16 protein-coding genes are annotated in these 18,591 nt (G+C 69.3%); 7 read left to right on the forward strand and 9 right to left on the reverse strand.

What is annotated here, in order from left to right:
• Window positions 1-16 precede the first annotated feature (16 nt).
• Genes AWC16_RS14710 through AWC16_RS14720 form a run of 3 tightly spaced genes read left to right on the forward strand, consistent with a single transcriptional unit; the run spans window position 17 to window position 3,362 of the window.
• Window positions 17-1,072, forward strand: a complete 1,056-nt coding sequence (locus tag AWC16_RS14710) for a DUF4350 domain-containing protein (protein ID WP_234812282.1) — start codon at window positions 17-19, stop codon at window positions 1,070-1,072.
• On the forward strand, window positions 1,069-2,046 hold the full coding sequence (locus AWC16_RS14715) for an AAA family ATPase (RefSeq protein ID WP_085265493.1): 978 nt from the start codon (window positions 1,069-1,071) through the stop codon (window positions 2,044-2,046). The genes AWC16_RS14710 and AWC16_RS14715 overlap by 4 nt, the downstream gene beginning before the upstream one ends.
• A complete protein-coding gene (locus tag AWC16_RS14720; protein WP_085265494.1) occupies window positions 2,043-3,362 on the forward strand; it encodes a DUF58 domain-containing protein in 1,320 nt (439 codons plus the stop codon). The genes AWC16_RS14715 and AWC16_RS14720 overlap by 4 nt, the downstream gene beginning before the upstream one ends.
• 80 nt (window positions 3,363-3,442) lie before the next feature.
• Here the strand turns inward: AWC16_RS14720 and AWC16_RS14725 are convergent, their stop codons facing one another.
• The gene (locus AWC16_RS14725; protein WP_085265495.1) at window positions 3,443-4,435 is read right to left on the reverse strand and encodes a stage II sporulation protein M; all 993 of its coding nucleotides are present in this window, start codon (window positions 4,433-4,435) and stop codon (window positions 3,443-3,445) included.
• A 45-nt stretch (window positions 4,436-4,480) separates the two neighbouring features.
• Here AWC16_RS14725 and AWC16_RS14730 point away from each other — a divergent pair, with 45 nt between their 5' ends.
• Window positions 4,481-5,311 (forward strand): RDD family protein, encoded by an 831-nt coding sequence (locus tag AWC16_RS14730; protein WP_085265496.1) that lies wholly within the window; start codon window positions 4,481-4,483, stop codon window positions 5,309-5,311.
• Window positions 5,312-5,409: 98 nt separating this feature from the next.
• Complete coding sequence (locus AWC16_RS14735) at window positions 5,410-6,189, forward strand: PadR family transcriptional regulator (RefSeq protein ID WP_085265497.1); 780 nt, start codon at window positions 5,410-5,412, stop codon at window positions 6,187-6,189.
• Window positions 6,190-6,192: 3 nt separating this feature from the next.
• On the opposite strand, the gene AWC16_RS14740 is transcribed toward AWC16_RS14735, so the two are convergent.
• Window positions 6,193-6,927 carry an HNH endonuclease family protein gene (locus tag AWC16_RS14740; protein ID WP_165759229.1) on the reverse strand — a complete coding sequence of 245 codons (735 nt, stop codon included), beginning with the start codon at window positions 6,925-6,927 and terminating at the stop codon, window positions 6,193-6,195.
• A gap of 2 nt (window positions 6,928-6,929) precedes the next feature.
• On the reverse strand, window positions 6,930-8,492 hold the full coding sequence (gene glpK / locus AWC16_RS14745; RefSeq protein WP_085265565.1) for a glycerol kinase GlpK: 1,563 nt from the start codon (window positions 8,490-8,492) through the stop codon (window positions 6,930-6,932).
• A 253-nt stretch (window positions 8,493-8,745) separates the two neighbouring features.
• Between glpK and AWC16_RS25590 the strand changes: the two genes are divergently transcribed.
• Window positions 8,746-11,196, forward strand: a complete 2,451-nt coding sequence (locus AWC16_RS25590) for a DUF7159 family protein (RefSeq protein WP_165759230.1) — start codon at window positions 8,746-8,748, stop codon at window positions 11,194-11,196.
• A gap of 80 nt (window positions 11,197-11,276) precedes the next feature.
• The gene (locus AWC16_RS14755; RefSeq protein WP_085265498.1) at window positions 11,277-12,113 is read left to right on the forward strand and encodes an SDR family NAD(P)-dependent oxidoreductase; all 837 of its coding nucleotides are present in this window, start codon (window positions 11,277-11,279) and stop codon (window positions 12,111-12,113) included.
• Between the two features lie 30 nt (window positions 12,114-12,143).
• On the opposite strand, the gene egtD is transcribed toward AWC16_RS14755, so the two are convergent.
• The 6 genes from egtD to AWC16_RS14785 form a co-directional block, all read right to left on the reverse strand.
• On the reverse strand, window positions 12,144-13,127 hold the full coding sequence (egtD, locus tag AWC16_RS14760; protein ID WP_085265499.1) for an L-histidine N(alpha)-methyltransferase: 984 nt from the start codon (window positions 13,125-13,127) through the stop codon (window positions 12,144-12,146).
• Entirely contained in the window at window positions 13,124-13,825 is a 702-nt protein-coding gene (gene egtC, locus AWC16_RS14765; protein ID WP_085265500.1) for an ergothioneine biosynthesis protein EgtC, read from the reverse strand. The genes egtD and egtC overlap by 4 nt, the downstream gene beginning before the upstream one ends.
• Window positions 13,825-15,099, reverse strand: coding sequence for an ergothioneine biosynthesis protein EgtB (egtB, locus tag AWC16_RS14770; protein ID WP_085265501.1), 1,275 nt, complete (start codon window positions 15,097-15,099; stop codon window positions 13,825-13,827). Before egtB ends, egtC begins: the two co-directional genes overlap by 1 nt.
• Window positions 15,096-16,382: an ergothioneine biosynthesis glutamate--cysteine ligase EgtA gene (gene egtA, locus AWC16_RS14775; protein WP_085265502.1), complete on the reverse strand. Its 1,287-nt coding sequence runs from the start codon at window positions 16,380-16,382 to the stop codon at window positions 15,096-15,098. The genes egtB and egtA overlap by 4 nt, the downstream gene beginning before the upstream one ends.
• Before the next feature lie 64 nt (window positions 16,383-16,446).
• Complete coding sequence (locus AWC16_RS14780) at window positions 16,447-17,154, reverse strand: sensor domain-containing protein (protein ID WP_085265503.1); 708 nt, start codon at window positions 17,152-17,154, stop codon at window positions 16,447-16,449.
• On the reverse strand, window positions 17,102-18,550 hold the full coding sequence (locus AWC16_RS14785) for a catalase (protein ID WP_085265504.1): 1,449 nt from the start codon (window positions 18,548-18,550) through the stop codon (window positions 17,102-17,104). The genes AWC16_RS14780 and AWC16_RS14785 overlap by 53 nt, the downstream gene beginning before the upstream one ends.
• Window positions 18,551-18,591: the final 41 nt, after the last annotated feature.

The following is an 18,591-nucleotide window of genomic DNA, read 5'->3' on the forward strand; positions in this document are numbered from 1 at the left end:
GACTCTGGTTGTGATCGTGACGGTTTCAGCGGTGGGCGCCTACCTCACTACACCCCGGCCGGGTGGCCGGATGGATCCGAACGCCACCGGGCCCGACGGGGCGCACGCCCTGGTGACGCTGTTGCGTCACCGCGGGGTCGAGATCGTGATCGCCGGCACCGTCGATGATGCCGCCCGCGAAGCGCGCCCGGAGACTCTGGTGCTGGTGGCCGAGACCCAGCGCATCGCCGGCGACGAGCTGATGGACCGGCTGGCCGGCCTGCCCGGCGATCTGCTGCTGGTGACACCCAGCGCCAAGGCACGCAAGGCCCTGGCGCCCGGTGTCCGGTCGGGTCCCGCGCGGGCGTTCACCCACCAGCCCGGCTGCGGGTTGCGTGAGGCCGAACGGGCCGGGCGGGTCGATCTGCGCACCACACAGACTTACGTTGCGGCACAAGGTCAGTCGGTGGAAAGCTGCTACGACGGCGCACTGGTGCGCTACCGCGATGGCGATCGGACCATCACGGTGATCGGCAGCGAGTCCTTCATGACCAACACGAACCTGGCCCGCGAGGGCAATGCCGCGCTGGCCATGAACCTGGCCGGCTCCTCCGGCCGCCTCGTCTGGTACGCGCCCCAACATATCCAAGGTGGAAAGGCCGGGACGGCAACCATTTCCGATCTGATCCCGACGAATGTGAAATGGCTGTTCTGGCAACTGTTCCTGGCGCTGGCGCTGGCCGCCCTGTGGAAGGGCCGGCGGCTCGGCCCGCTGGTCGCCGAGCCCCTGCCGGTCGTCGTACGCGCATCGGAGACCGTCGAGGGACTCGGCCGGCTCTACCGGTCGCACCGGGCCCGGGACCGGGCCGCCGCCGCGTTGCGCACCGCGACCCTGCGCAGGCTGGCGCCCCGGTTGGGACTGGGGCCGGCACCGGATCCACCGGCGCTGGTCGGCGCGGTGTCCCAGCGTATCGGCGGCGACCCGGACTGGTTGGGACACTTGCTGTTCGGCCCGCCGCCCGACTCCGACGACGCTTTGGTCCGCCTGGCCCACGCACTCGACGACATCGAAAGGCAGGTCACCCACTCGTGACACACACTCCCCCGCAGAATCCGGCGGCTACCGCGGCACGCGAGGCGTTGCTGGCGTTGCGCAGCGAAGTCGCCAAGGTGGTGGTCGGACAGGACGCCGTGGTCAGCGGCCTGGTGATCGCGCTGCTGTGCCGCGGCCACGTGCTGCTCGAAGGCGTTCCGGGCGTGGCGAAGACACTGCTGGTCCGAACACTGAGCGCGGCGTTGCGGCTGGACTTCAAGCGGGTTCAGTTCACCCCGGACCTGATGCCCGGCGACATCACCGGTTCGCTGATCTACGACACCAACACCGCCCAGTTCGTGTTCCGGTCCGGCCCGGTCTTCACCAACCTGCTGCTGGCCGACGAGATCAACCGCACCCCACCGAAAACCCAGGCGGCGCTGCTGGAAGCGATGGAAGAGCGCCAGGTCAGCGTCGACGGTGCAGCCAGGCCCCTGCCTGACCCGTTCATCGTCGCGGCCACCGCCAACCCCATCGAATACGAGGGCACCTACCGGCTTCCGGAAGCGCAACTGGACCGGTTCCTGCTCAAGCTGACCGTGCCACTGCCGGTGCGCGAGGCCGAGATCGACATCCTGTCCCGGCATGCCCAGGGCTTCGATCCACACGACCTGTCCGCGGTCGCGCGGGTGGCCGGGGCCGAGGACCTGGCGGCCGGACGCGACGCGGTGCGTCAGGTGTTGGTGGCCGACCAGGTGCTGGGCTACATCGTCGACGTGGTGGCGGCAACCCGGCGCTCGCCCGCACTGCAACTGGGCGTCTCGCCGCGCGGCGCGACCGCGTTGCTGGCCACGTCGCGTTCGTGGGCGTGGCTGTCCGGGCGCAACTACGTGACGCCCGACGACGTCAAGGCGATGGCCCGCTCCACGCTGCGGCACCGGGTGATGCTGCGCCCGGAGGCCGAACTCGAAGGCGCCACCGCCGACGGGGTCCTCGACGGCATCCTGGCCTCGGTTCCGGTGCCACGCTGGTGATTCTGACCGGTCGCGCCGCGCTGATCGCACTGGTCTGCGCACTGCCCGTCGCGCTGGCCCCCTGGCCGGCGACGGCGTTCGCGGTGCTGTCGGCCGGACTCGGCGTGGCGGTGCTGCTCGACGTCGTCCTGACCACCGATCCCGGCGCCTTGCGCATCGACCGTCGCATCGACAACGCGGTTCGACTCGGCCAGAGCATGACGACAACCCTGTCGATCGTCAACGAGGGCCGTCGATTCCGGGGCCGGCTGCGTGACGCCTGGCCACCGAGTGCCTGTGCCACGCCGCGCGCTCACGCCCTCGAGCTGGCCCCCGGACAGGCACACCGGGTGGTCACCGAACTGCGGCCGATCCGTCGCGGCGACCAGCACGCCGACCGGGTCACCGTGCGCTCGATCGGACCGCTGGGGCTGGCGGGCCGACAGCGATCCAGGCAGGTTCCCGGGCAGGTGCGGGTGCTGCCGCCGTTCCTGTCCCGCCGCCATCTGCCGGCGCGGCTGGCCCGGCTGCGGGAGGTCGACGGCAACCTGCCGGCGCTGGTCCGCGGCCAGGGCAGCGAATTCGACTCGCTGCGTGAGTACGTCGTCGGCGACGACGTGCGCTCGATCGACTGGCGAGCCACGGCCCGGCGTTCCGATGTGGTGGTGCGGACCTGGCGGCCCGAACGTGACCGGCGAGTCGTCATCGTGCTCGACACCGGCCGGACCGCGGCCGGCCGGATCGGAGTCGACCCGACTTCACGCGATCCCGCGGGCTGGCCGCGACTGGACTGGTCGATGGATGCGGCACTGTTGCTGGCGGCGTTGGCATTACGCGCCGGTGATCATGTCGATCTGCTCGCCCACGACGCTGTGACCCGGGCCGGTGTGTTCGGCGCGTCCCGCACCCGGTTGTTCGCCCAGCTGGTGGACGCGATGGCGCCGCTGCAGCCGGCGCTGGTCGAATCCGACGCCGCGGCAATGCTGGCCACGCTGTCCCGGCGGGCGCGGCGGCAGAACCTGGTGGTGCTGCTGACCGATCTCAACGCCTCCGCCCTGGACGAGGGCCTGCTGCCGGTGCTGCCCAAGCTGACCGCCGAACATCAGGTGATCCTGGCCGCGGTCGCCGATCCCCGGGTGGAACGGCTGGCTCGCGGACGCGCCGACGCGGCTGCGGTGTATGACGCGGGCGCCGCCGAACGTTCCCGTAATGACCGGCGGGCGGTGGCGGCGGTGTTGCGGCGCAGCGGCGTGCAGGTCATCGACGCCCCGCCCGACGAGCTGGCGCCCGCACTTGCCGACGCCTATCTGGAGATGAAGGCCGCCGGACGGCTTTGATCGCAGATCGCGAGCGTGCGCAGAATGCCACGATTCGCGGCGTGTCGCTGTGCAGACACGCACGCTCGCGCGGTACGGGGCTAGCCGGTGGGCACCACGTCGGGGGCGTCGGTGATGTCGCCGGTCTCGTCGGCGGCCACCGCCTGGCGCCCGAAGTGCACCACATAAGCCAGAAACGCCGCCTCGGCCAGCACCCCGATGCCGATCCGCAGCCAAGTCGGCAGCGGCGACGGGGTCACCATTGCCTCGATCAACCCGGCCACGGCGAACACCACCACCAGGCCCACGGCGACCGCGACGACGGCCCGGCCCTGCTCGGCCAGTACCTGTCCGCGGGGCCGGTCACCGGGCGCGATCACCGCCCAGCCCAGCCGCATTCCCACCGCGCCTGCCAGAAACACCGCGGTCAGCTCCAGCAGGCCGTGCGGGAGGAGCAGGCCCAGCATGAACCCGCCCCGGCCGGCGTGGAACATCAGCCCGAGCCCCACCCCGAGGTTGGCGGCGTTGGCCAACAGCAGCGCCGGAATGGGCAGACCCAGCAGGACCGCGAACGCGATCGCGCGCGCGGCGACCCAGGCGTTGTTCAGCCAGACCTGCAGGGCGAAGGATCCGGCCGGATGATCGCTGTAATAGGCCTCGAATTCGTGGTTGACCAACTTGTCGATCTCGGCAGGGGTGCCGATCACCGCCTGCACATCGGGATTGCCGGCCACCCAGCAGGCGATGATCGCCGAGACCGCCAGGAACACCACCGCGGTGCCCAGCCACCACCGCCAGGCCCGGTAGGCGACCACCGGAAACGACACCGTCGCGAACCGGACGAACTCCGAGGCCAACGGGGCGTGCGCGCCGGTGACGGCGGCACGCGACCGCGCCACCAGGCTGGAGAGCCGGCCGATGAGTGCCGCGTCCGAGGACGACGAGCGCACCATCGACAGGTGGGTGGACACCCGCTGGTAGAGATCGACCAGTTCGTCGACCTCTGCGCCGGTGAGCCGGCGACGCCTCTTGACCAGTGAATCCAGCCGGTCCCAGAGGGGGCGATGAGTCAGCACGAAGGCGTCGACATCCACGTCGCCGAGCCTAACGGCACCGGATCGGCGAGTAGCGTCTGGTTTATGTCGAATCGCAGCCCTGAGCTGGTGACCGGCGACGCCGTTGTCCTCGACATCGCGATCGCGCAGCTGCCGGTGCGGGCGGTCAGCGCGCTGATCGACATCGCCGTCGTGATGGCGGCCTACCTCTGTTCGGTGGTGCTGTGGGCGAGCACCCTGGGACAGTTCGACGATGCTTTGACCGCCGCGATCCTGATCATCTTCGCGGTGCTGCTCCTGGTCGGCTATCCGGTCGCCATGGAGACCCTCACCCGGGGCCGGTCGCTGGGCAAGATGGCCATGGGACTGCGGGTGGTATCCGACGACGGTGGCCCGGAGCGCTTCCGGCAGGCGTTGTTTCGGGCGCTGGCCGGGGTCGTGGAGATCTGGGCTCTGACCGGCAGCCCGGCGGTGATCTGCAGCCTGGTGTCGGCGAGGGGAAAACGCCTGGGCGACATCTTCGCCGGCACGGTGGTGATCAGTGAACGCGCACCGGTGATGGCACCACCGCCGATGATGCCGCCGGGGCTGGCCTGGTGGGCGTCGACACTGCAGCTGTCGGGGCTGCGGGCCGAATCCGCGGAACTGGCACGGCAATTCCTGGGCCGCGCAGCGCAGCTCGACCCGCACACCCGGCAGATGATGGCCTACCGGATCTCCGGCGACGTGCTGGCGCACATCTCCCCACCGCCGCCCCCGGATGCTCCGCCGGAGCTGGTGCTGGCGGCGGTGCTCGCCGAGCGGCATCAGCGCGAGCTGGCGCGACTACAGGCCGGGCCCGTCGGCCCCTATTTCTCGCCGCCTCCGGCGCCGTGGCCGCCACCGAACGCGGGTGGGTTCGTCCCCCCAGGCTGACCTGCCCGCGACGCCTCGTTGCATAACGATAGTTCCCGATATATCGTTAACGTATCGGGAGTGGTGAGCGCTCCCGTTTCGAGAGCAAGAGGTAAGAAATGAACATCCCCTTCGGTCCGCCCGGCGGACCTATTCCAGAGAACCCCGAACAACACGCCGGCTTCGGCTTCGGGCCCGCGACACCGCATCAACGGCGCGCCGCGCACGCCGCACGCCGGCAGGCCCGGCGCGAGTTCCGCAGGCACCTGCGCGAGCAGGGCGCCGAGCACTGCGCCCCGTTCGGCTTCGACCCCGGCCACGATGTCGGCAGCCGCGGTTTCGGCCCGGACTTCCGGCACGGTCCAGGGTTCGGACCTGGGTTCGGTCCCGGCGGCCCCGGTTTCGGGTTCGGATTCGGTTTCGGCCCGTCCGGGCACCGCGGGCACCGGCGCGGCCATCGCGGCCGGCGCGGTGACGTGCGGCTCGCCATCCTGGCCCTGCTGGGCGAGGGCCCGATGCACGGCTACGAGATCATCCAGCAGATCGCCGAGCGCAGCCAGGGGCTGTGGCGCCCCAGCCCCGGATCGGTCTACCCCACCCTGCAGATGCTGGTGGACGAGGGCTTGATCACCGGCAGCGAAACCGACGGCAAGAAGCGTCTTTTCGAGTTGACCGAGGACGGCCGTGCGGCGGCCGAGAAGATCGAGATCCCGCCGTGGGAACACATCGCCGACGGCGTCGACCCGGGGCAGATCAACCTGCGTACCGCGACCGGCCAGCTGTTCGGCGCCGTCGCGCAGGCCGGCCAGGCCGCCACTCCCGAACAGCAGCAGCGTATCGTCGACATCGTCAACAACGCCCGCAAGGAGATCTACGGCATACTCGGGGAAACCGACTAGGAATCAGCAGCGGCGAAGGACCCGATGCATCGCAGTCTTCTCGTTGGATGAAACCCACAGTCCGTAAGCGGTTTTGACTCTGACCTGACGGGCCACGAACTCGCATTCGAACGCGACGTTCGTCGGCAGCCAGCCGGCGGCGTCGCGGAATGCCTTGTCGAAGTTGGCTTGTGCGCTGACCGCGAGCAGGTTACGCGGGTCGTTGGCGAAGTCGCGTCGGCGTGCGTCGTCCCAGGACCGTGCGCCTTTGTACCAGGCGTCGGCCAGTGACACCAGGTGGTCGACCTGCACGGACTCGGAAGTCTCTGGGCCACGGACGAATTCGATGGTCTCCCCGGAGTAGGGGTCGTGCAGGAAGCCGCGCTGCACCAGGCAGGTGCCCCTGCGCAGTTCGATCTGCGTCAGGTCACGGCGCAGGATGTCGTCGCGGGTGTTGCAGCCGTTGTGGCCGAACTCGACGTTGACGTCGTCGCTCCAACGCTCGCCGAACCGGTAGCGCTTGAAGTCCTGCACCCGATCCCAGCCCTTGACGGCCAACGCCGCGAGCATTCGGCGGGCGTCATCATAGCCAGGGTCGAGCGGCGCGGCGCTGGGCGCCGGCGGAGTCCAGGTCGGCGAAGGTCCCGAAGACCGCGGGAGCCCCGGAAAGCCCTCGTGCTGCCACCACGCCCAGCCGACGGCTGCCGCCACCACCAGGACGACCAGCGCGCCGGGGACCACTCGCTTGCGGGCGGCCATGCTCAGGGCAGTTCGACCCAGTCCAGCGTGCGCTGCACGGCCTTTCGCCATCCGGCATAGCCTTCGGCGCGCTGGTCGTCGGACCAGTTCGGGGTCCAGCGCTTGTGCTCCCGCCAGTTGGCGCGCAGGTCATCCGGGCCCTTCCAGAACCCGACGCCCAGTCCGGCCGCATACGCCGCGCCCAGCGCCGTCGTTTCGGCCACCACCGGCTTGACCACGTCGACGCCCAGCACGTCAGCCTGGATCTGCATGCACAGATCGTTGGCGGTGATACCGCCGTCGACCTTCAGAACCCCAAGGTGCACACCGGAGTCGGCTTCCATCGCCTCGGCCACGTCCCGGCTCTGGTAGCAGATCGCCTCCAGCGTGGCCCGGGCCAGGTGCGCGTTGGTGTTGAATCGCGACAACCCGACTATCGCGCCGCGGGCATCCGAGCGCCAGTACGGCGCGAAGAGGCCGGAGAACGCCGGCACGAAGTACATCCCGCCGTTGTCGGCGACCTGACGGGCCAGCGACTCCACCTGGGTGGCGCCGCTGATGATGCCCAGCTGGTCGCGCAGCCACTGCACCGCCGAACCGGTGACCGCGATCGAACCCTCCAGTGCATAGACGGGTTTGGCGTCGCCGAACTGGTAGCAGACGGTGGTCAGCAGCCCGTTGTCGGAGCGGACGATCTGCTCACCGGTGTTGAGCAGCAAGAAGTTTCCGGTTCCGTAGGTGTTCTTGGCCTCCCCGGCCGACAGGCACACCTGCCCGACCATGGCACTCTGCTGGTCGCCCAGGATGCCCGCGATGGGCACCTCGCCGCGCAGCGGACCGGTACTGACGGTGACCGCGTGCCGCCGCCGCGACGACGACGGAGTGATGCGCGGCAGCATCGCCCGCGGGATCGAGAACAGGGCCAACAACTCGTCGTCCCAGTCCAGGGTCTCCAGGTTCATCAGCATGGTGCGGCTGGCGTTGGTGACATCGGTCAGATGCGCGCCACCACGCGGGCCGCCGGTCAGATTCCACAGCACCCAGGTGTCGCAGGTGCCGAACAGGGCGTCGCCGCGCTCGGCATCGGCGCGCACGCCGTCGACGTTGTCGAGAATCCACTGCAGCTTGCCGCCGGAGAAGTAGGTGGCCGGCGGCAATCCCGCCTTGCGGCGGATCACCTCGCCGTGGCCGTCGCGCTCCAGCGCAGCAGCTATGTAGTCGGTCCGGGTGTCCTGCCAGACGATCGCATTGTGATAGGGCTGACCGGTCTTCTTGTTCCACACCACGGTCGTCTCACGCTGATTGGCGATGCCCAGCGCGGCGAGGTCCGCGGCGTGGAGCTTGGTGGTGTTGAGCGCCGACACCAGCACCGCGGCGGTGTGGTTCCACAGTTCGAACGGATCGTGTTCCACCCAGCCGGCCCGCGGCAGGATCTGTTCGTGTTCGAGTTGGTGGCGGCCGACCTCGGCCCCGTCATGATCGAAGATGATGCAGCGGGTGCTGGTGGTGCCCTGGTCGATCGACGCGACGAAATCGGCCAAGTCTGACTCCTGTCCATCCCAGTGCCCGGTCGGTCCCGCGTCCATCATCGCCCACCGCGGCCGGATCGGGCGGCGCTACACGGCAGGATCCCGACGCCCGCAGCGACCCGCGTCCACAAAATTAGACATTCTTCACCAACCCATCAGACGGCATTCATTCATCCGAGCGCATATTTCGATGTGTCACCGGTAGATGTCTAAATGGTGAACAAACGGTGTCGGAACGCCGCCGATGTCTTGAGGCCCCCTCGCCGCCGCGGCCGACCGCGTGCGGGTCAGAACTGAATCGGAGGAGCACATGGACGTCGTACTCGGTGTGGCACTTGCATCAAGCACACCCGCCACCATCCACACCGTGCTGGTCTGCGGCGAGTACGGAGACGGCGTCACGCTGGAGGAGCTCAGCTTCGACGTGCCGACCGACGACGCCACGGACTTCGCCGCCGTCGACGCGGTGATCGCCGCCATCCTCCGGGCGCGCGACGCCGCCGACTCCGCAGGTCATCAGCTGGTTTCGACCGGGGTAACCGTGACGGACCCGTTGGATGCCGACGCATTGAGTTCGAGACTGTCCACCGGCGGGCTCGAGGGCCTGGGCAATGTAGCCCTGATCTCACCGGTGCTTGCCGCGGCGAGCCTGGCCCGCAACCTGGGACAGACAGTCGGCTGTGACCGGATGGGATTGCTGTCGGTCGAGTCGGCGACCGCGACGCTCGCCATGGTCGACTGCACCGACGGCTCCGTCACCCGGATATTCCGTCAGCCCCTGGACAACGGCGACGCCCGGGCCGCGGTCGACACCGTCGCTGATCGGCTGAGCACTCATGAGACCTCCCCGGACGGCCTGTTCCTGCTCTGCTCGGGGGGCGACTCCACCGCGATCAGACCGCGACTGGAGGCGACGGTCAACCACGAGGTGTGTGAGCCCACGGAGCCGCTGGCTGCCCTGGCTCGGGGGGCGGCGCTGGCATCGGCCCGATTGGCCTGTGCCGGTGAGGAATCCGCAGTCATCGGGGCTTCTACCGCAGCGCTGGCCTACACCCAGGAACCCGCTTCGGGTGCGCTCACCCCCGGGTACTACGACATCCCCGATTCTGAAGCCGGTTTGGAGGCCGACGGCCTGGCCTACAGCGCAGTCCCCGACGAAGATGCGGCCGCGGCCACCGAATTCATCGGCATCGCGGGCCAGCCTGCTCGGCGTCCGCTGCTGGTTGCCGGCGCGACCCTGGCCTCCGCCGCGTTCGCCGCGGCCTCGGCGTTGATGGTGGCCATGGCCCTGGACATCACCCCCAACCTGGTTGCGCTGCGGCCGGATATCGGACGGGTGCTGACCATTCCACACCGGACGCCGAACCTGCAGGTACCCACCGCGGAATCGTTCGGGGGACAACCGCCGGTGACGGGTCACGCACCCATGGACCTACTGCCGCTGCCACCTTTGAGTCACCCCCCGGCGCCAGAGCTTCCGGCGCCGGTGCTTGATCTTCCGGCTCCGGCGCTCGACCTCCCGGCCCCGGCAGCCGTGCCGGTGGCCGCCGGGCCGGGCATCACGCCGCTGTTCATTCCGGCGCCGGTGTTCGGTCCGCCGCTGCACGCGGAAACGCCTGCAGCCCATGGCCCGTCGCCGTTCGTCTTGGCCCCGGTCATCCACCAGCCCACACACCACCGGCCGGTGCTTTCGGGTCTGGCCGATCTGTCATTCCTGCTCGGGTTGCCGGCGAAGAAGCCCACCCCACCCAGTTCCGCGCCTAAGTCGCCGGTGGAGGTTCCGACCCCGCCCGTGGTCAAGCCTGTTCCGCCGATCGAGCTCCCGGAACCGCCGGTTGTCAAACCCAACCCACCGGTGGTGAAGCCCAAACCGCCGATCGAGCTGCCCGAACCGCCGGTCGTCAAACCCAATCCGCCGGTCGTCAAACCCAACCCCCCCGTCGTCAAGCCCAACCCGCCGGTGGTGAAGCCCAATCCGCCCATCCAGGTGCCGGAACCGCCCGTGGTCAACCCCAACCCACCGATCCACCTGCCGGAACCACCGGTGATCAACCCCAACCCACCGATCCACGTGCCGGATATGCCGGTCAAGCTCCCCGACCCCCCGGTGGCCAATCCCAGCCCGCCCCTTCAACTACCGGAGCTGGGTATCCAGCCGCCGAACGCCGCGCCCCCGATCGGCCTGCCCGCTGTTCCGGCACCCAACGCGCCGACATTCCCCGGTCTGCCGGCGATTCCCGCGCCAAACGCACCGGCCATGCCCGCGCCATCTGCACCGGCGATCCCCGCGGCACCCAGCATGCCGGCGTTCAACCCGCCTGCCCTGCCGAACTTCCCGGCCCCCAGTGCTCCTGCCCCGGCGTTGCCGGCACCCAAGGCCCCGTCGATGCCGGCATTCCCAGCGCCCCAGGCACCCTCGCTCCCGTCACTCCCGGCACCCAAGGCCCCGTCGATGCCGGTATTCCCGGCGCCCAAGGCACCCTCGATGCCCTCGATGCCCTCGATGCCCGCACCTAGCGGACCGTCCCTGCCCAACCTGGGCGGAGGCATCGGCGGTGGCGGCAAACCCGGCGGCGGAATCTTCGGCGGCGGAGGCGGCAAGCCCGGCGGCGGAATCTTCGGCGGCGGAGGCGGCAAGCCCGGTGGCGGAATCTTCGGTGGAGGCGGAGGCGGCGGAATCTTCGGCGGCGGAGGCGGCAAGCTCGGCGGCGGAATCTTCGGTGGAGGCGGAGGCCGCGGCGGAGGCCTATTCGGTCACTAGCCCGTCGTGGAAGATGGCTCGCTGTGCCGGTATTCGCGCAATACCTGTTGGAACAGCAGGCCACAAACTAAACTCAGCTGATGGCAGCGAGCCCGTCCGGGAAGGTTGCATTCGTCACCGGCGGTGCGTCCGGCATCGGCGCCGCCTTGACCACCACATTGGTCGATCAAGGTGCCGAAGTCTGGATCGCTGACCGCCAGATCGGCCCGGCGCAGGAGTTGGCGCAACGACTCAACAGTGGTGGCGGCAAAGCCCACGCGATCGAACTCGACGTGCGCAGTTACCCATCGTTTGAGCACGCCACCGCTGAGGCGGCACAGCAATCCGGGCGAATCGACTATCTGTTCAACAATGCGGGCATTGGGGCCCAAGGCGAGATTGACTCCTACACGCTCGACGACTGGAACGATGTCTTCGACGTGAACCTGGGCGGTGTGGTGCACGGTATCCAAGCCGTCTATCCGATCATGATCCGGCAGCACTGCGGCCACATCGTCAACACAGCCTCAATGGCCGGCCTTGTCGCCAGTCCGGGACTGGGCAGCTACACCGCTACCAAACACGCGGTCGTCGGGATCTCGAAAGCGTTGCGTCTGGAAGCCGAACGGCACGGCGTACAGGTGTCCGTACTGTGTCCGGGTGCCATCCGAACCCCGATCCTCGCCGGCGGCAAGTACGGGCGCTCCCATGGCATCAGCGGCGAGCAGCAACTCAAATTCTGGGAGCCGCTCCGGCCGATGGCACCCGAGAAGTTCGCCCAACGCGCCCTTCGCGCCGTGCTGCGGGGCAAGGCGATTATCGTGGTTCCTGCTTGGTGGAAGGCTTTTTGGTACCTGGAACGGCTCTCACCGGCGTTGGCGATGCGGGCTGCAAGGCTCACGCTGAACCGCATCCGCGAAATGGAATCCGCCTCCTGAACCGCTGCGCGTCTTAGCGACCGCCGAGGCCTATTTGATGGCGAGCGACAAGCCGAAATCACCGGCCGCGTCGGTCCACCACCGGCGGCGCTGCAGCCCCGCGGCGGCCAGCTCGTCGGCGACCTGCTCAGGACGGAACTTGCAGGAGACTTCGGTCAGCATCTCCTCCCCCGCCGCGAAGTCGACCGTGAGGTCCAGCGCCGCGATCACCACGCGTTGGGCGCGGCGGGCCCGCAGCCACATCTCCATGCGCCGTTCCGCCGAATTCCACCGCGCCACATGGGCGAACGCCTCCAGGTCGAAGTCGGCGTCGAGTTCCCGGTTCACCACCGCGAGCACGTTGCGGTTGAACGCGGCCGTCACCCCCGCCGCGTCGTCGTAGGCGCGCACCAGCCGCGCGGTGCCCTTGACCAGATCGGTCCCCAGCAGCAACCCGTCGCCGTCGTTCATCACCCCGGCAAGGGCCGACAGGAAGTCCGCGCGCGGCCCGGGGGTCAGGTTGCCGAGGGTGGAGCCCAGGAACACGAACAGCCTTCTGCCGCCGCCGGGGATCTGCGCCAGATGATGCTCGAAGTCGCCGCAGACGGCCTGCACCCGCACACCCGGGTAGTCGCGGGCGATCGCCTCCCCTGCCATCTCCAGGACACCGGCGTCCACATCGAAGGGAATGAACCGGCGCAGCGACCCCGTATCCTGCAGCGCATCGAGCAGCATCCGGGTTTTCTCCGAAGTCCCGCTGCCCAGTTCGACCAGGGTGTCCGCACCCGACAACGATGCCACCTCGACGGAGTGGGCGCGCAGGATCTCCGCCTCGGCGCGGGTCGGGTAGTACTCGGGCAGCCGGGTGATCCGATCGAACAGTTCGCTGCCGGTATCGTCGTAGAACCATTTGGGCGGCAACGACTTCGGATCCTGAGCCAGGCCGTGACGGACATCGTCACGCAATGCGGTCCGCGCTGCGTCAGCGGCCAGATGATTGGCGATCGAGACCGCACCCGCATCGGACCCCGTCATCGGCTCACATCCAAGGCGGTGACGCGGACCTCGCCGTCGTGGGTGTCCACCAGGTGCCGGTCCGGTATGTCCACCCAACGCGGGTCGTCGTCGTAGGGCTCGCTGGCCAGCACCACGCCGTCGGCGCCGTGCAGCATCGACAAGGTGTCCCCCCATGTCGTCGCCAACATCCGGGAGCCGTTGGCGGCCAATATATTCAGCCGTGCTTGTGGATCTCCCGAACCAATCTCGGTGATCACCTCACCGAGAGAATCGACCCCGCGCTCGAAGATCGCGGCGGCCAACAACGCACTGTCGCATACCGATTCAGCCCCGCGAGAAGCGGGCAGCACGGCGGTGTCGACCACCCCGTTGTGCGACAGCAGCCAGATGCCGTCGGTGAACGGCGCGGTGGCGCTGGCTTCGATCGGCATCCCGACGGTGGCCGAGCGCACCGCTGCCACCACACAATGACTCGACAGTGCCGGCGCCACCGAGGCGAAGGAGGCATCACCCCACAGCGGCGCCGCGCTGCGCCAGCGTCGCGGCTTGTCACTTCCGGATACGTCGAAAAACCCTGCGCCCCAACCGTCGGCGTTGAGCAGTCCGTGCCGTTGTCGCAGCGGCGCGTAGGACTGCACCAGCAGACTGTGCGGCGGTTCCAGGATCAACTCGGCCAGTGACCGCGGCTTGCCCAGCCAGCCCAGGTGCCGGCACATCAGGCGTCCCAGGCCAGTCGCACACCGGCGAAGATCTGCCGCCGGTAGGGGTGGTCCCAATTGCGGAAGCTGGGCCGCAGGATCTCGGGCGCGACCGCCCACGAACCGCCGCGCAGCACCCGGTAGTCGCCGTCGAAGAACGGTTCCGAATAGCGTTGGTAGATCATCGGGGCGAAGCCGGGCCACGGCCGCAGGGGCGAACTCGTCCACTCCCAGACATCGCCGAGCAGCTGCTGCGCCCCGTACGCCGACGCCCCGTCCGGGTACGCCCCGACCGGAGCGGGCCGCAGTGCCGCACCGCCCAGGTTGGCCAGCTCGGCCGACGGATCCGTTCCGCCCCAGGGATAACGGCGCCGCGCGCCGATGGCCGGGTCCCAGGCGCAGGCCTTCTCCCATTCGATCTCGGTGGGCAACCGGGCGCCGGCCCATGCGGCGTAGGCCTGCGCCTCGAAGTAGCTGATGTGCTGCACCGGTTCGTCGTCGGGAAGGTCCTCGATGTGGCCGAACCGGATCCGGGATGTGTGGTCGGGGCCCCAGAACGCCGGCGCGGTCAGTCCGGCCTGCACACAATGACGCCAGCCGCGTTCTGTCCACCACCGTGGTTGCCGATAGCCGCCGTCGTCGATGAACGCCCGCCATTCGCGGTTGGTCACCGGCACCCGGCCGATCCGGAACGTAGCCACGTCGACGCGGTGTGCGGGGCGCTCGTTGTCGAGCGCGAAGGGTTCGTCGGTCGCGTCGACGCCGAGCACGAACTCACCGCCGGGAACCAGCACCGAGGTTCCGGCCAGGCCGGGCCGCCCGGCGGGAAGCCCGCAGCCCGCACCGAGTAGAGGCGCGCCGGTGCGCAGGTTCAGTGCCTGCAGCATGGTCTCGTCGTGCTGGTGTTCGTGGCTGAGGACCAGGCCGAACACGAAACCGTCTCCATCCGGCAGCGCACCGAGCTCGTCAAAGACCTTGGATCGTACTGTGGCACAATACTTCCGGGCCCGTTCAGGAGCCAACAGCGGCAGGTCGACGCGGCTGGCCCGCGGATGGGTGAAAGCGTCGTAAAGGCCTTCGACGTCGGCGGGCAGCATCCCGGGCCGGGCCGGGTCTCCGCCGCGCAGCAGCCACAGCTCCTCCTGCTGACCGATATGGGCCAGATCCCACACCAGCGGGCTCATCAGCGGGTCGTACTGGCGGTGCAGCTCGGTGTCGTCGAAGTCGACCAGCGCCAGCGTGCGGTCCCGCGCCCGGGTCAGGTCACGAGCCAGCGCTTCGGGTGTGGTCATGACTGACTGCGCGCCATCCGGGCGACCGTCGCGGCGGCACCGGTGCGGGCCACCTCGTCGGTGACGTCATCGGCCGAGCAGCGGCCCCGTTCGACCATCCCGACCAGCCGGTCCATCCCGGCGCGCAGCGACGCGGGCGCCCGGTCGGCCACCAACCCGACGCAGCTCCCGGCCGCGGCGTGCAGTCGCGGGTCGGTCAGGCCGTTCCGCGCGGCGACGTCCCAGGCGGTCGCGACGGGTTCGACGGCTTCGGCGGCGCCGTCGGCGGCGGCCCGGTCGTCGAGCAGGGTCGCCAAGGTGAACACCAGGGCCGGCCAGAGGGTGTCGTCGACGCTGTCGAGGTAGCGGATCTCCAGCCAGCCACGGGGGCGCACCGGCGGGAACAACGTGGTCAGGTGGTAGTCGAGGTCGCCGATGCCGGCGCGGCGGCCACCGAGGCAGACCCGCCCGTCGGCCCAGTCGGCGAACGGCACGTAGCGGGTGACCGGGATGGCCTCGGGGGTGTGCACCAGCATGACCGGCGCCTTCAGCGCGTACCGGGCCCAGTCCGTGGCAGGGTCGGCGCCGTCGAGGCCGAGGACGGGGCCGCAGCGCGCCGAGTCCAGCCGGCTCCACACCCGCTGCCGGGTGGAGCACCAGCCGGAGAACTCCCCGCCCAACAGCGGGGAGTTGGCGGCGATGGCGACCATCGTCGGTCCCAGCGCGTGGGCCAGCCGAACCCGGTCCGCCCAGCCGGAGCGCGCACCGGCGTCCAGGTTGAGCTGGATCGACGCCGTCGACGTCATCATTGCCGCCCCCGCCGAACCGGTGTGGCTGGCGGCGAAGAACTGCTCCATCGCGGCGTAGCGTTCGCCGGGGTTGATCCGCTCCGCCGGCCGCAACGGGTCCGCGCCCAGCTGTACCAGCCCCAGCCCGGCGTCGGAGAACGCCGTCCGCAGCACGGCCTGATCGGCGGCCATCGCCTCGATGGCGGCGACCGCGCCGTCCAGCGGCGGTCCGGACAGCTCCACCGCGCCGCCGGGTTCGACCGTGACGACGCTGCCGCCCGGCAACTCGGGCAGGGTCGCCAGCACGTCGCCGATCTCGGACCAGCCCGGCCGGCGCAACGGGTCGGACGGGTCGAAACAGTGCGCCTCGACCTCCAGGCCCGCCCGGCCGTGCGGGGCGTCGGTCAGGCAGCGCTCGGCGATGTAGTCGGCGGCGTCGGCGGCGCCGGAAAGTTCCGGGCCGCCGAGACAGGATTCATCGGCGCGGGACAGCTGCGCCGCCGCGCCCAACCCCATATCAGCCCCTCCGCCCGTCGATCTTCCCGACGCTACCGGAGTTGTCCGACAAGGTGCCCGCCGTTTACTGGCCCAGGGAGTTCTGCATCGCCCCGGCCAGCACGTTCACCGCCGGGCCGGCGTTCCCGGACTGGCAGACCTTGGCCTGTAACAACACGTTCGCCCGTAGCCGGGTCTGGTTGAAACAGCGCCGGTCGGTGCCGGCCTCCTGCTTGGTCCAGGCGGCGTCGGCCCCCGCGGCCGGCACGCCGCCGAACGACCAGACCTGCGTGGCGCCGCTTTCCAGATGCATGGCGGTGGTGCGTCCCGAGCATCCGGCGGTGCGGTCGACGACGCGGTGGAAGGCCGCGGCAGCGGCGTCGTTGGTGGCGAACACCCCCACCGCCTGTTTGACGTAGTGAGCCTGGTCGTTGGCCGAGGTCTGGGTGACGGCGCTGTTGAAGGACGCCAGGTCGGGGTCGTTGTAGACCTCGGGCAGGCCGATGTCGGCCCAGTTGTTGCAGGCCGGATCGTCGACCCAGAAGGCCTGGAACGGTGTGCCCGACACCGCTTCGAAGCCCATCGGGGCGCCGACGATGTTGCCGACCGACCCTTTCGGCAGCACCGCGTAGGACACCACGCCCGGATCCGAGGGCCGGGCCCCAGCAGTTGGAGCCACCGTAGCGACCGCGCCGTATAGGCCCAGTCCCACCAGCAGTGTTGCGGCCGCCCGCCGACCGTCAGCCAAGGTTGGCCCGCACTCCGGCCTCCACCGCGCGGCCCAGATCCTCATCGACGTTGCGCCAGTACTCGAACACCCGAGACAGCACCGGCTCCCTGACTCCCGCAGAGACGTGGCCAATAATGTTGGCGGCCAACCTCTTCCGCTGGTCATCGTCGAAGACGTCGCGGACCAGGGTGCCGGCCTGGCCGAAGTCGTCGTCGTCCTTGCGCAGGGCGTAGGCGGAACGCACCATGTCACCGTCTGAATGCCAGCGCACCTCTGCCGCACGGGCCGGGTCTGCCACCGGCCCCTCGATCGAGTTCGGCGCATACACCGGGTCACTGGCCAGGCGGAACCGCATGGCGCCGTCCTTGGAGTAAGCGTGCACGTCGGCCTTCGGCGCGTTGACCGGCAGCTGGTTGTAGTTGGTGCCGATCCGGGCGCGATGGGCGTCGGAATAGGAGAACCCGCGGGCCAGCAGCATCTTGTCCGGGCTCAATCCGGTGCCGGGCACCGTGTTGCTCGGCTCGAACGCCGCCTGCTCGATCTGGGCGTGATAGTCGGTGACGTTGCGGTCCAACGTAAAACGCCCGACATCGATCAGCGGATAGTCGGAGTGCGGCCACACCTTGGTGAGGTCGAACGGGTTGAGCCGGTAGGTCTTGGCGTCCTCGAACGGCATGATCTGCACCTTCACCGCCCAGCTCGGATACTCGCCGCGCTCGATCGCCTGGTACAGGTCGCGCTGGTGATAGTCGCCGTCGGCGCCGGCCAGACGGTCACCCTCGGCCTGGTCCAGGTACTCGACACCCTGGTCGCTGATGAAGTGGTACTTGACCCAGAAGATCTCGCCGGCGGCGTTGCTCCAGCTGTAGGTGTGACTGCCGTAGCCGTTCATGTGCCGCCAGGACTTCGGCAGGCCCCGGTCCCCCATCAGGTAGGTCACCTGGTGCGCCGACTCCGGGCTGAGCGACCAGAAGTCCCACTGCATGTGGTGGTCACGCAGATTGCTTGCAACCAGGCGCTTTTGGGAACGGATGAAGTGCTGGAACTTCATCGGGTCGCGGAGGAAGAAGACCGGGGTGTTGTTGCCGACGATGTCGAAGTTGCCGTCGGTGGTGTAGAACTTGAGCGCGAATCCGCGTACGTCGCGCCAGGTGTCCGGGCTGCCGCGTTCGCCGGCGACCGTCGAGAACCGGGCCAGCATCTCAGTCTTGGTGCCCGGCTGGAACACCGCCGCCCTGGTATAGGCGCTGACGTCCTCGGTGATCTCGAGGTGCCCGAATGCCCCGCCGCCCTTGGCATGCGGCTGACGTTCGGGGGTGCGTTCCCGGTTGAACATCGCCATCTGCTCGATCAGGTAGTGGTCCTGCAGCAGGATGGGGCCGTCCGGGCCGACCGTCAGCGACTCGCTGTCGCTCGGCGCCGGCGCGCCGGCCTCGGTGGTGGTGTAGTGCTGGGTCATCTCCCTGCCTCCTCTTGTGCTCAAGTCTTTTGGCTCAAGGT

Source organism: Mycolicibacter longobardus (assembly GCF_002102265.1).
GTDB classification, from domain to species: Bacteria; Actinomycetota; Actinomycetes; order Mycobacteriales; family Mycobacteriaceae; genus Mycobacterium; species Mycobacterium longobardum.

Excerpts from the sequence above, each read along its gene's own strand:
- AWC16_RS14730 (WP_085265496.1), top strand. The coding sequence starts at position 4,481 with ATGTCGAATCGCAGCCCTGAGCTGGTGACCGGCGACGCCGTTGTCCTC.
- AWC16_RS14740 (WP_165759229.1), bottom strand. The coding sequence starts at position 6,927 with ATGGCCGCCCGCAAGCGAGTGGTCCCCGGCGCGCTGGTCGTCCTGGTG.
- AWC16_RS14735 (WP_085265497.1), top strand. The coding sequence starts at position 5,410 with ATGAACATCCCCTTCGGTCCGCCCGGCGGACCTATTCCAGAGAACCCC.
- AWC16_RS25590 (WP_165759230.1), top strand. The coding sequence starts at position 8,746 with ATGGACGTCGTACTCGGTGTGGCACTTGCATCAAGCACACCCGCCACC.
- egtB (WP_085265501.1), bottom strand. The coding sequence starts at position 15,099 with ATGACCACACCCGAAGCGCTGGCTCGTGACCTGACCCGGGCGCGGGAC.
- egtD (WP_085265499.1), bottom strand. The coding sequence starts at position 13,127 with ATGACGGGGTCCGATGCGGGTGCGGTCTCGATCGCCAATCATCTGGCC.
- AWC16_RS14780 (WP_085265503.1), bottom strand. The coding sequence starts at position 17,154 with ATGAGGATCTGGGCCGCGCGGTGGAGGCCGGAGTGCGGGCCAACCTTG.
- AWC16_RS14755 (WP_085265498.1), top strand. The coding sequence starts at position 11,277 with ATGGCAGCGAGCCCGTCCGGGAAGGTTGCATTCGTCACCGGCGGTGCG.
- egtA (WP_085265502.1), bottom strand. The coding sequence starts at position 16,382 with ATGGGGTTGGGCGCGGCGGCGCAGCTGTCCCGCGCCGATGAATCCTGT.
- egtC (WP_085265500.1), bottom strand. The coding sequence starts at position 13,825 with ATGTGCCGGCACCTGGGCTGGCTGGGCAAGCCGCGGTCACTGGCCGAG.
- AWC16_RS14785 (WP_085265504.1), bottom strand. The coding sequence starts at position 18,550 with ATGACCCAGCACTACACCACCACCGAGGCCGGCGCGCCGGCGCCGAGC.
- glpK (WP_085265565.1), bottom strand. The coding sequence starts at position 8,492 with ATGGACGCGGGACCGACCGGGCACTGGGATGGACAGGAGTCAGACTTG.